Below are 12,251 nucleotides of genomic sequence, written 5' to 3'. Positions count from 1 at the left end.
TCAGAACCTCGGCGCATCGGGCGGAGTGACCGGACCATGATTGAGCTTTCCAGCGTCGTTTCGGCCAACCCCGATCTGCTTGCCACCGAAACCGATGGCGAACTGATCATGATGGATATGGAGCAGGGGCGGTACTTCAACCTGAACCGCATCAGCGCCGAGATCTGGCGGGAGCTGGAGCGGCCGCGGAATGTGACCGATCTCTGCCGGTCGCTGGGGGAGCGGTATGACGCATCCGCTGCCGAGATCGAGCGCGACGTTCTGGATCTGCTGGGGCAGATGGAAGATCAGAAGCTGATCCGCATCCACGGCTGACCCATGGGCCCGGTCCTCTCAGTCGTGCCGCAACCCGTGCCGGCCAGGCTTCATCACGAGGCCGGCCGGATCATGGCCGACTGGGCCGATATCGCCGGCACGGACCCGGGCTTGCCCTTCTTCGACGACAGGATTGCAGGGGCAGGGCCGGTCTGGCGGGCTGAACTGCCGTTGACGGGTGGTGCGCCGGCCCCCGCGGCGCTGATCCTGCATACCGGCCGCTGTGGCTCCACCCTGGTTTCGCGCAGCCTGTCGCTGCTCACCCGCTGCCATGTGGTCTCGGAGCCCCAGGCGCTCAACGACGTGCTCAGCGTCGATGGCGTCTGGCCGTTCCTGCCGGCTGCGACAAAGGTGGAGGCCCTGCAGCGGGTCGCCAGCGCGCTCGCCCGGATCGCCCGGCCGGACCAGGACCGGTTCATCCTGAAACTGTCCAGCTGGAATGCCCTGCACCTGCCTTTGCTGGATCAGGCCTTTCCGGGCGTGCCGAAGCTGTTCGTCTACCGCCGGCCCGACGAGATCCTGGTCTCTCTGCGGGACCGCCCGGCCGGATGGATGCGGCGGGCCGCGCATCGGATGCAGGCCGGGCTCTTTCTGGGGGGCACGCCGTCGCAGGTTGCAGACACGCCCCTGGCCTTCGCCGCCCAGGTGCTGGGGCGGATCCTGGCGGGGGTGGTGCGCGATGTGGAGCGTCAGGGGGCAGGGGATTGGCTGCTGGTGCCCTATGAGGCCCTGCCCCAGGCCCTGACGACGCAGATCCTGCCCTGGCTGGGGCTGATACCGACCGCAGAGGAAGCCGATCGTCTGGCCCTTGCGGCCGGCCGCCATGCCAAGGATCCGACGGGCCGGCAGAGGTTCGAGCCCGACGGCACCCGCAAACGCGCGGCGGTGACCGCGGATCTGGCGGCGCTTGCCCGTGATCTGGCGGACGCGTATCACGACCGCCTGGAGCATCTGCGTCTGCAGGCCGGCCAGGCGTGAGATCAGCCTTCCGTCAGCAGGACGAGGGACCGTCGGGCAAGGCGGGCGACGGTGTCGCGCACCCTCTCCATATCCAGCCCGGCCGGACCGGGCAGGCTGGCGATCTGCCGTGCGCCGCCGGCCAGCAATGCCGCCAGCACGGCCCGCTCATCCGGATCCAGCGTCACCTCTTCGCCGTTGAACGGGATGGTGGCGCCGCCCTCTGCCGGCAGGCGCAGATCCGGTGCCGGCAGGGGCTGAACCCAGCAGGTCGGCGCGCAATCTGACGACAGGCCCAGATTGAAGGGCGGCCGGGTCTGTCGCTTCTGTATGTGGGCGGCCAGGAAGGCGGTGAGATCGACGCTATCGGCCAGGCGGTGCAGCGTGGCGCGCAGCTCTTCTGCGCAGCGTTCCAGATCGCTGGCCGTCCCGTAGACCGGGATGTCCCGGTCGAGATCGCCGGCCGCCAACCCATTCCCGGCCAACCCGTTCCCGGCCAGCCAGTGCAGCAGGTCCGATCCCCGGGGCCAGAGCAGCGCGTTGGTCAGATGGAGGGATGCCTCCCCCTCGACCGACTCCCGGTGGATCTCGCCTCGCGGCAGATACAGAATGTCGCCAGGCTCCAGCACCTGTTCCCAATGCACGGGGCCGAGGCGGTCGTCGGTGAGCGGCATGCCGGGCGGGGGTGCGCTCTGATGCCCGAACCCGAACCACCGCTTGCGGCCGTGCAGATGCAGGACCAGCACGTCATGGGGGTCGTGATGGGCGCGGAACGCGCTTTCCCTGCCGAAGCTGGCATAGACATTGGTCCCGATGCGGGCCGGCAGCGCCTGTTCCAGCATCTTGACCAGGGCGGCGATGCCGGGGACCGCATGCTGGATCTGATTGAGGGCGATGCTCAGCCCCTCATGGCAGAACCGCTGCAACAGCTCGGGCACGACCACCCGCTTCATGTCGGGGCCGAGATAGCTCCACATTTCCCGCGGCAGGTCGCGGCCACGCCGCACCATCCGGGTCCGGTCGTCCAGCAGCCGCTCCGACCCCAGCAGGCTGTTGAAGGTCGACCAGGGCAGAAGCGCGCGGAACAGATCATCATGGCCGGTCCGGAACCAGGCCATGCGGCGTTCCCGGATGGCCGCATGGAGCAGCGCCGGGTCGTGGGGGGCCAGAAGGGCATCCAGGGACGGTATCATCGGCACTCCGTGCGCAGGTCGGATGCCAGAGCCCGCGCAGATCCCGATCAGCCGGGATCATCCGATCGGGTGGAGGCGCGGCTCACACCACCGCCTCAGGGCTGTTTTCGTGAGCCGGCCTGAAAGACGTCGGCTTCAGCTGGGGGACAGGTCATTGTCGGGGCCGAAGCCCCCGGCCAGCCTGGTCGTGGTGACCAGATCCATCGCATCGAGAGTCGGCCGGACCCAGGCGGCCTTTGCCGTCTTGACGTCTCCGCCGGCATTCTGATCGGATGACACGGACTGCGTCATGCGAAGATCTCCCCCAATTTGGGAAAACTGAAACCACACGGCATCAATTTGCGTGGGCGGTGGAGGGCAGTCAATCCGGTTTATCTGTTCCGGAGCCTGATGTGTGGCGGACGCCTCCGGTCATGCGTCGGCACGGCAACATATGCAGAAGCGAGTGATTGTTCCGGCCGCAAAGGCGCGCCTTGTTCCACGGTGACTGCGCGCGCTCCTGAAGGTTGCCGTATCGTCACCCGACGTCACGGAAGCGCAACATCAGCGTCGTGTCGGGCGGTGGGAAACAGGCCGTGCATAGGGCCCTACAGGAAAACCCCGCCCCGGGTGGAGCCGGGGCGGGGTGGGGACGGCGGTGGGGAAGAGGGTGTGGACCCGGGAGGTCAGTCCATCACCATCCCGCCGTCGACCAGCAGGGTCTGGCCGGTCATGAAGGCGGCCGCATCGGATGCCAGGAAACAGGCGACGCCGACCAGATCCTCGGCCCTGGAGGGGCGGCCGAGCACGGCGCCGGCGGCGAACTGATCGAAGGCCTCGTTCTCGCGGCCGGTGAGGCCTGAGTCGCGGAAGCCCTGATCGATCAGCTTCCACATGTCGGTCGCGACCACGCCCGGGCAGATCGCGTTGACCCGGATGTTCTCGGCGCCGAAGGCCCGCGCCGCCGCCTGGGTGAGGGCGACCACCGCGAACTTGCTGGCGGAATAATGGGCCAGCGGCTCGTAGCCCTGCTTGCCGGCGATGGAGGCGGTGTTGATGATCGCACCGCCCGTGCCCTGGGCACGCAGGCGGGTGATCGCTTCCTGCATGCCGATCAGCACGCCCAGCCCGTTCACATCCATCACCGTCCGCCAGTCGTCTTCGGTGATGGCGAGGAAGGGGCGGACCTGGGCGATGCCGGCATTGTTGAACACCACGTCCAGCCCGCCGAATTCGGCGATCGTCCGGTCGAGCATGGCCGCGACCGAGGCCCGCTCGCGCACGTCGACCGCGGTGGAGGCGGCCTTGCCGCCGGCCTTGCGGATCTCGTCAGCCACGCCGGCGGCGGTGTCGGGGTTGAGATCGGCGATCATCACCGCCGCACCCTGGGCGGCAAGCCCGCGGGCGATGGCGGCACCGATGCCGCGGCCGGCGCCGGTCACCACCGTGCGGCGACCGGAAAGGGGGAGAGAGGCGGTCATGGGATCATCCTCCGATATGGCGCCGGATCAATTCGTTGACCCGGGGGGCCGCTTCCATCTGAACCATGTGGCCGGCATCGGGCAGGACCTCGACCGTGGCCCCGGGCACGGCAGTGGCATGGGCGGCCGGGATCACCCGGTCCTCCGTGCCCCAGATCACCAGCACCGGCAGATCGGCGGCGGCGATGGCACCGGCGAGCGGGGTCTTCTGGCGTCCGTCCGCGAACAGCCCGTCGCGGAGCTTCGCCAGCGCCGCATCGACCCCGTCGAGGCGCTTGTATTTCAGCAGGTCGTCGACCAGCCGCCGTCCGACCAGGGCCTGGTCGGCGAAGAGCTTCGAGAGCACGGGCTTCAGATCGCGGCGCGAGGCCGCGGTGACGAAGCCGTCGATATAGCCCTGGTCGATGTCGTCCCCCAGCCCGGCCGAGGCGATCAGGGTCAGGGACCGGGCGCGCCCGGGCCTTGTGGTGGCGATATGGGCCGAGACCGCACCCCCCATCGAATGGCCGACCAGATGGGCGGCCTCGATCTCCTGGCTGTCCATGAAGGCGAGCACCGCGGTGGCCAGCGCCTCCAGATCGCCGGTCCCCACATCCTTGGAGGACTGGCCATGGCCGGGCAGGTCGAGGGCATGGACCCGGGCGGCGCCGGCCAGATCGTCGATGTTGAACAGCCAGTTGTCGAGATCGCCGCCGAAGCCGTGGATCAGCACGACATGGGGGCCGCTGTCGCCGCGGCTGGCATGGCGCAGCCGGCCGGCCGGGGTGTCGACGAAGGCATGGGCGGGGGCCGTGTCCTCGTCGTCACCGCCCGCGGCCGGCACCTCATAGGCGGCGACGAAGGCATCGATCGCGGCATCGTCGACCTCGGGCGGGGCCAGCACGCCCAGCAGGGCCTTCACCGGATAGACCTCGCCCTCCTGGCCGACCCGGCGGCGGAGACGGCCGGCATCGGCCGCCTCCACGACATTGGTGATCTTGTCGGTCTCGACCTCCATGATCTCGTCGCCGACCGAGATGTCGGCCCCTTCCTCGACCAGCCAGGCGGCGAGGCGGCCCTCCTGCATGGACAGGCCCCATTTCGGCATCACCAGCGGCTTGATGCGGTCGTCACTCATTGCGGTTTCGTCTCCTGGTCAGCGGCCGATGGTCGCGCGGGCGGCCTCGGCGATCGCCTGGCCCGAGGGCAGGAACAGGTCTTCGAGGGTGGGCGAGAACGGCACCGGGGTATGGGGTGCGGTCACCATGCGCGGCGCGGCCTTCAGCGCCTTGAAGGCGTCCTGCGTCACCCGGGCGGCGATGTCGGTCGCGATCGAGCAGCGCGGATGCGCCTCGTCGACCACCACCAGCCGGCCGGTCGCCTCGACGCTTTCCAGAACGGTGTCCATGTCGAGCGGCGAGAGCGTGCGCAGATCGATGATCTCGGCCTCGATCCCGTCCTTCGCCAGCAGGGCGGCGGCCTCCTGGGCGCGATGGACCATCAGCCCGTAGGTTACGATGGTGACGTCGCCGCCCTCGCGCACCACCGCCGCCTCGGCGAAGGGGATGGCATAGGATTCGGCCGGCACGTCGGTCTCGTGGCCGTAGAGCGCCTTGTGCTCGCAGAAGATCACCGGGTCGTTGTCGCGGATCGACTGGATCAGCAGGCCCTTGGCGTCATAGGCATTCGACGGGCAGACGACCTTGAGCCCGGGGATGTGGGTGAACAGCGGGGTCAGCATCTGGCTGTGCTGTGCCGCCGCCCGGAAGCCGCCGCCGACCATGGCGCGGATGGTGACCGGCGTTTCGGCCTTGCCGCCGAACATGTAGCGGAACTTGGCGGCCTGGTTGTAGATCTGGTCGAAGCACACGCCCATGAAGTCGATGAACATCAGCTCCGCGACGGGGCGCAGACCGCAGGTGGCGGCGCCGATCGCGGCGCCGACATAGGCGCTTTCAGACAGCGGCGTGTCCATCAGCCGGTCGCCATGCTTGGCGTAGAGCCCCTTGGTGACGCCCAGAACGCCGCCCCAGGCATCAGCCTCGCCGCTGGCACCGGTGCCGCCCACGATGTCCTCACCCATCATGATGACGGTGGGGTCGCGGGTCATCTCCTGGTCCAGCGCCTCGTTGATGGCGTCTTTCATGCTGATCTTGCGGGCCATGACGGAAATCCTCCGGAAGAAGAGCCGGACCGGCTCAATACGAGACGTAGACGTCGGTGAGGAGATCCGCCGGGGACGGCATCGGCGCGTCCTTGGCGGCCTGCACGGCGCGCTCGATCAGCTCTGCCCCCTCGGCATCGATCGCGTCGCATTCGGCATCGGTCACCACGCCCGCACCGGTGACGCGGCTGCGGAAGATCCGGATGCAGTCCTGCTCGGCGCGGATGCGCTCCAGCTCGCCCTTGGCGCGATAGGTCTGGGCATCGCCTTCGAAATGGCCGAAGAAGCGGACCATCTTGCATTCCAGCAGCGACGGCCCGCCGCCCTCGCGCGCCCGGGCGATCACCTCGCCCGCGGCCTCGTACACCGCGAAGAAATCGGTGCCGTCGACGGTGACGCCGGGCAGGCCGAAGCCGGTCGCACGGTCGACATAGCTGTCGGCCGCGACCGCCCATTCGAAGGCGGTGCTTTCGGCATAGCCGTTGTTCTCGACCACGAAGATCGCCGGCAGATTCCAGACGGCGGCCAGGTTCAGGCTTTCAAGGAAGGTGCCCTGGTTGGAGGCGCCGTCGCCGACGAAGCTGATGCCGACACCCTTGTGGCCCAGCACCTTGGCGGCCAGCGCCGCGCCGCAGACCAGCGGCGCACCGGCGCCGAGGATGCCGTTGGCGCCCATCATGCCCTTGGACAGGTCGGCGATGTGCATGGAGCCGCCCTTGCCGCGGCAGGATCCGGTGGTCTTGCCGTAGATCTCGGCCATCATGCCCATCACGTCGACGCCCTTGGCGATGCAATGGCCATGGCCGCGATGGGTGGAGGCGATGCGGTCCTGATCGTTCAGATGCATCATGATGCCTGCGGCCGTCGCCTCTTCGCCGGCATAGAGATGCACGAAGCCGGGGATGTCGCCGCGGCCGAAATCGACATGCAGGCGTTCCTCGAAATCGCGGATGGTGCGCATGATCCGGTAGGCGTGGAGCAGCCGGTCGTGATCGAGCGGCAGCGGCCCGTCGGGACGGGCGGGCTTTGAATCCGGCATCGGTCATCCTCCCTGGATGGTGGCGGTGTGTCCGCCTTCGTGGTTGAGCCGTAGGAGTGGTCAGGCGCGGGCGTTTACAGGCGGTGCCCGCACCCCGTCGAAGAACAGGCCTTCCGCCGCGGCATGGGTCATGCAGGCCTCGACATCGACGGTGCGGAAGGCATCGGTGCGCAGTGTGACGGTGGGGGCGTCCGCTGCGGTGAAGGCGATTTCGCGCTCGCCGTCGAAGGCGAGAGAGCCGGCCTCGGCCATCACCCGCACCGGCTGGTCGGGATCCAGCCGGGTGATGGCATCGATGCCGACCGGCAGAATCAGCCCGGGGGCGATCGGGGCATGCAGCACCCGTTCCGCATGGGCGGGGTCGGCGAAGCGCAGATGGCGGCCGAAGGGGGCCTCGCGGTCGACCGGCGCCGACAGCCCGGCGATGGCCGACATGCCGATGGTGCGCGGGTCACCGAAGGTGACGAAAAGCTCGCGGAAGCTTTCCGTCCGCCAGAGCGCGCGGGCCCCCACATAGCGTTCGGCCACCACCGCCACATCGACCAGCGCGGTTTCCGTGTGTCCGGCAACCGTCACCTCCAGCCGCTTGTTGGGGCGGAAGGCCACCTCGGCCGGTACCAGGCCTGCGGCGGCCAGGCCCACGGCCAGCCCGGTGACGGTGGCCTCGCGGGTGTCGGGAAAGGCGTTGTTGGTGCCGGTCGACACGCCGGCGATGGGCACGCGGCCGCAGGCCGAGGCGACGGCGCGATGGGTGCCGTCGCCGCCCAGAACCACGATCACCGCCACACCCATGGCGGCCATGCGCCGGGCGGCCTCGATGCTGTCGTCGGCGGTGGCGGTGACGGCCATGTCCAGCCACTCGACCGCCGGGAAGCGGCCGTCGCCGCGATTGGCCGATTGGTGCAGGCCCCGCTTCACATGCGACCGCACCCCGCCGGTATCCGGCATCATCACCACCCGGCCGATGCCGAAATGGCGCAGACAGGCCAGAATCCGGAGCACGATATTGGCCCGGTCGGCGATCTGCAGGCTGGTGGCGTTGGCGATCACCCGGCGGATATCCCGCGCGGAGACCGGATTGGCGATCACGCCCACCAGCGGCGCGCCCGCAGGCGGCGCTGCGTCGTCTCGTCGCGTTTCCATGCCCCTCATCCATCTTGCCGCCGCACATCTGACGGTGCGGTCCGGGCTGAGAGTGGCAAAAGGCGGGCCAGTTCTATGTTTTGAGCAGAATCAAATGCTTGGGCGAAAGCCGCTGTGGCGCGTCGCGTGCACCCTGCCACAGCTGTGGCGCCACGGGCGATGCGGGTGCCGCAGGTTGGCGGGCGCAGATCGGATCTGCCTCCTGCCGATGTCGTGCATCGTGACGCAAAGGTGGATCCCCGCCTTCGCGGGGATGACAGTTTATTGTGTTAGAACAAAAAGATAACGTCATTCCCGCGGAGGCGGGAATCCACCTGTACTGTCGCTGATCGTGGCGTTCAGGAGCCTATGGCCTGCCGCGCCTCACCCCTCCACCCGATGCGGCGGGCGGATGCCCAGGCGGCGCATGCGGCGGTGGACGGTGGTGCGGTCGATGCCGAGCGCCCGGGCGGCGGCCGAGACGTTCCAGCGGTGGGATTTCAGCACCATGCGCAGCATCTCGGCATCCTCCCGCGCCCGCGGATGGGGGCCGATGGCATGGGCCTGGGCGCTGAGCGCCGGGGCCTGCAGGTCTTCGGGCAGGTCGGTGACCCGGATCACGCCGCCGGTGGAGACCGCCCGGGCGCAGACCAGCGCATTGGCCAGTTCCCGCAGATTGCCCGGCCAGTGATGGGCGCGCAGGCGCAGCCGGGCCTGCGGATCCAGGCGGTGGCCGGCGGGATCGGCCGCGCCGTCGGCCAGCATCCGGCCGACCAGCCAGTCCAGATCGGCGCGTTCCCTGAGCGGCGGCAGGGTCAGCAGGGCGCCGTTCAGGCGGTAGTACAGATCTTCGCGGAAGCGGCCGGCGCGCACCTCGGCCATCAGGTCGCGATGGCTGGCCGAAATCACCCGGATGTCGACCGGCACCGGCCGGGCGCCGCCGACCGGCAGCACCTCGCGTTCGGCCAGCACCCTGAGCAGCCGCCCCTGAAGGGCGAGCGGCATGTCGCCGATTTCGTCCAGGAACAGCGTGCCGCCCGATGCCTCGCGGATCAGCCCGGCATGGCCGCGGGCGCGGGCGCCGGTGAAGGCGCCGGGGACATGGCCGAACAGCTCGCTTTCGATCAGGCTTTCGGGCAGGGCCGCGCAGTTGACCGCCACGAAGGGGCCGGGCTTGCGGCGCGACTGGTGCAGGGCCTTGGCGAGATATTCCTTCCCCGTGCCGGTTTCGCCGCGGATCATGATCGCGACCGGCGCCTCGACCAGCCGGGCGGCGCGGCCCAGCATAGCCAGGATGGCAGGGTCGCCGCCGGTGAGGGCGGCGAGCGGTGCCGGCAGGCCATGGGTGCCGCGGCGGAGCGTGTCGGGGCGGCTGCGGGCGGTGGGGGCCGGGCCTGGCGGGGCGGCATGGGCATAGAGCATGCGGCCCGAGCGGACCTCGATGCCGCAGGATTCGGTCGCAGCCCCGCGGCCCAGCTCGCCCAGGCGCTCGACGTCGAAATCGACCAGTTCGTTGAAATGCCGGCCGATCACCGCCGAAGGGTCGCGGGCGCTGCCGTCGCTCTGGCCGGCGAGCAGACGGCGGGCCCGGTCGGTCATGCCCAGGATGCGGCCGTCATCGTCCAGCGCCACCGCACAATCCGGGTCGGCCTCGACGAAATCCGGCGACAGGCTGAAGCGGACCAGCCAGCGGTCGCGGAAGCGCCGCTCCAGATTGGCCATTTCGATGGTATGGGCGTAGTCCTGCACCAGCTGCAGGGCCAGATGCTGGCTGTCCTTAGGCGTGGGGGAGCGCAGGGCCGAGATGTCGAGCACGGCGGCGAGGCGGCCGTCGACATCGTGGATCGGCGCACAGGTGCAGGTCAGCCCGACATGGGTGGCGTCGAAATGGTCGGTCTGATGCACGGTCAGCGCCTCGCCCGAGGCGATGCACAGCCCCACGCCACAGGTGCCGGCATGGGCCTCGTTCCAGTCCGATCCCAGATACAGCCCCGCACGGCGCAGATGATTGTCGAAAGTGGGATCGCCCATGAAATCGACCGTCACCCCGCGCGCATCCGACAGCAGCAGCACATAGCCCTGGCCGGCGATGCGGCGATGCAGGCTTTCCAGGCCGAAGCGGGCGGTGCGGATCAGGTCTTCCAGCCGTTCGCGATGCTCGCGCACCCGTGCCTCGGGCAGGATGCGGGCTTCCTGCAGCCGGGTGGGGTCCAGGCCGTGGGTCGCGACACAGCGCCGCCAGCTGTCGCGGATCAGCCCGTCGCGCAGCGGGGTGTCCCCCCGCTGCGGGTCGCGGAAGGGGGAGGCGCGCAGCTGCGGCCGGGCAAGGCCCCGAGGGACCCGCGCCGCAGTGCCGGGCTCAGGCGTCTCGGTCGAGACGACACGCACGACTTCCTCGATATGGTCCCGCACATGCATGGCCACCATCGTGTAGGTCCTCCCCAGGATCGGAGACGTGGCGCCGGTCATGCCGGCGATCGTCTCTCTCTGGGTGAAATCCTAACGCAGTTTCAGGCGCCGTGCGACAGAAACGGCACAAGAGGTCTGCATGCATGGTCTTGAAATAAATGGAAAAGGCTGATCTGTGACGACGTCGTGTTACCGGTTTTTCTTGCGGTGCGACACGAAAGACTGCGCTGCGTCATCGCCCGAGCGCATGATCCACCCGCTGCTTCAGCGCCGGCACCACACGGTCTTCGAACCAGGGCCGGTCGCGCAGCCAGCGTCGGTTGCGGGGCGAGGGATGGGGCAGGGGCATGATGCCCGGGGGCAGGGTTTCCCAGGCTGCGACCACGTCCGAGAGTGGTGCACGTGCGAAGGCAGGGCCGAGCAGCGGCCGGGCATAGGCGCCGATCGCATAGGTGCCGGCCAGGATCACCAGGCGCAGTTCGGGCAGATGCGGCAGCAGCCGCGGATGCCAGGCCGGGGCGCATTCCGGCCGGGGCGGCAGGTCGCCGCCGGTGCCGCGGCCCGGATAGCAGAACCCCATGGGGATGATGGCGATGCGGGCCGGATCGTAAAACACCTCGCGGTCGAGCCCGGTCCAGTCGCGCAGCCGGTCGCCGCTGGCATCGTTCCAGGGCAGACCGGTCTCGTGAACCTTCGTGCCCGGCGCCTGCCCGACGATCAGAATGCGGGCGCTCGCGCCGGCCCGAAGCACCGGGCGGGGGCCGCGCGGCAGATGCGGCGCACAGAGCGTACAGCCGCGCGCCGCCGTCACCGCCGCCTCCAGGGTGGCATGCGCCCCGGCATCGGCGGTGGTGGGGGCGGCGATCACCCGGCCCAGATGTCGGGCCAGGGCGGCGGCGGTGAAGACGTCAGGTCCGGCGCTGTCGGTCAATGATCCTTCCGGGCCGGTGACCGCACGGGGGCGCTCCGGCTCATTTCTGGCTGGCGAGATAGGCGATGATGTCGGCGCGTTCTTCCGGCTTTGCAAGCCCGGCGAAGGCCATGCGGTTGCCCTTGATGAACTTTGCCGGGGCCGTGAGGTAGGTGTCGAGGTTTTCAGGGGTCCAGACCACGCCGGACTCCGCCACGGCATTCGAATACTTGAACCCCTCGGCCTTGCCGGCCTCGCGGCCGTAGACGCCGTGGAGATTGGGGCCGACGCGGTTGGGGCCGCCGGCCTCGATGGTGTGGCAGGCCTTGCAGCGGGCGAAGATCTTCTCGCCCTTGGCGGCGTCACCCTCGGCGGCGGCGGGGCCTGCGGCGAGCATCAGGCCGGCGAGGCCGGCCAGGGCTGCGATGCGGAAGCTGGTTGCGATGCGGAAGCTGGTTGCGATGCGGAAACGGGTCTTCATTGATCTTGTCTCATCCTCATGTATCTGCGCCTCGGCCGCGCACGCCGTTGCCCCGGCGGATCACGGCTGTCTCTCGGGCGTCAATCTAGAATAAGCGATGGGGGCCGACTGTGCGTCCTATCACCGCAGGGCGGCGGCAGGGGCGGGCGGCACACCCGTTTGCCGGGTATTTTTGTCGGGTATTCTTGACGAAAACATCGTGAAGAACGTGTTAACCCTGTC

Annotated in this window: 12 protein-coding genes; 2 read left to right on the top strand and 10 right to left on the bottom strand. The window is 69.2% G+C overall.

All coding sequences use genetic code 11. The features are described 5' to 3' along the window. The first annotated feature begins 36 nt into the window (after positions 1-36). The gene (locus CMO28_RS10595) at positions 37-315 is read left to right on the top strand and encodes a PqqD family protein (RefSeq protein ID WP_296713232.1); all 279 of its coding nucleotides are present in this window, start codon (positions 37-39) and stop codon (positions 313-315) included. A gap of 72 nt (positions 316-387) precedes the next feature. Next, entirely contained in the window at positions 388-1,293 is a 906-nt protein-coding gene (locus CMO28_RS10590; RefSeq protein ID WP_296713229.1) for an aspartyl/asparaginyl beta-hydroxylase, read from the top strand. A 2-nt stretch (positions 1,294-1,295) separates the two neighbouring features. On the opposite strand, the gene CMO28_RS10585 is transcribed toward CMO28_RS10590, so the two are convergent. From CMO28_RS10585 to CMO28_RS10540, 10 genes are all read right to left on the bottom strand, one after another. Then, the gene (locus CMO28_RS10585) at positions 1,296-2,465 is read right to left on the bottom strand and encodes a JmjC domain-containing protein (RefSeq protein WP_296713227.1); all 1,170 of its coding nucleotides are present in this window, start codon (positions 2,463-2,465) and stop codon (positions 1,296-1,298) included. A gap of 135 nt (positions 2,466-2,600) precedes the next feature. Beyond that, on the bottom strand, positions 2,601-2,756 hold the full coding sequence (locus CMO28_RS10580) for a hypothetical protein (protein WP_296713225.1): 156 nt from the start codon (positions 2,754-2,756) through the stop codon (positions 2,601-2,603). A gap of 374 nt (positions 2,757-3,130) precedes the next feature. Then, positions 3,131-3,925, bottom strand: coding sequence for an SDR family NAD(P)-dependent oxidoreductase (locus tag CMO28_RS10575; protein ID WP_014748453.1), 795 nt, complete (start codon positions 3,923-3,925; stop codon positions 3,131-3,133). A gap of 4 nt (positions 3,926-3,929) precedes the next feature. Further along, positions 3,930-5,042 (bottom strand): acetoin dehydrogenase dihydrolipoyllysine-residue acetyltransferase subunit, encoded by a 1,113-nt coding sequence (locus CMO28_RS10570; RefSeq protein WP_296713222.1) that lies wholly within the window; start codon positions 5,040-5,042, stop codon positions 3,930-3,932. 18 nt (positions 5,043-5,060) lie between these two features. Continuing rightward, complete coding sequence (locus tag CMO28_RS10565) at positions 5,061-6,068, bottom strand: alpha-ketoacid dehydrogenase subunit beta (RefSeq protein WP_062767076.1); 1,008 nt, start codon at positions 6,066-6,068, stop codon at positions 5,061-5,063. A gap of 34 nt (positions 6,069-6,102) precedes the next feature. Further along, positions 6,103-7,107, bottom strand: coding sequence for a thiamine pyrophosphate-dependent dehydrogenase E1 component subunit alpha (locus tag CMO28_RS10560; RefSeq protein WP_296713218.1), 1,005 nt, complete (start codon positions 7,105-7,107; stop codon positions 6,103-6,105). Between the two features lie 60 nt (positions 7,108-7,167). Continuing rightward, positions 7,168-8,250: an ATP-NAD kinase family protein gene (locus CMO28_RS10555; protein ID WP_296713216.1), complete on the bottom strand. Its 1,083-nt coding sequence runs from the start codon at positions 8,248-8,250 to the stop codon at positions 7,168-7,170. Positions 8,251-8,613: 363 nt separating this feature from the next. Continuing rightward, on the bottom strand, positions 8,614-10,656 hold the full coding sequence (locus tag CMO28_RS10550; RefSeq protein ID WP_296713214.1) for a sigma-54-dependent Fis family transcriptional regulator: 2,043 nt from the start codon (positions 10,654-10,656) through the stop codon (positions 8,614-8,616). A 214-nt stretch (positions 10,657-10,870) separates the two neighbouring features. After that, positions 10,871-11,569, bottom strand: coding sequence for a uracil-DNA glycosylase family protein (locus CMO28_RS10545; RefSeq protein ID WP_296713212.1), 699 nt, complete (start codon positions 11,567-11,569; stop codon positions 10,871-10,873). Between the two features lie 40 nt (positions 11,570-11,609). Then, a complete protein-coding gene (locus CMO28_RS10540) occupies positions 11,610-12,029 on the bottom strand; it encodes a c-type cytochrome (RefSeq protein ID WP_296713209.1) in 420 nt (139 codons plus the stop codon). Positions 12,030-12,251 lie beyond the last annotated feature (222 nt).

Source organism: Tistrella sp., from assembly GCF_002684955.1.
Taxonomy (GTDB): Bacteria; Pseudomonadota; Alphaproteobacteria; order Tistrellales; family Tistrellaceae; genus Tistrella; species Tistrella mobilis.
This window is presented reverse-complemented; position numbering and strand designations above follow the sequence as displayed.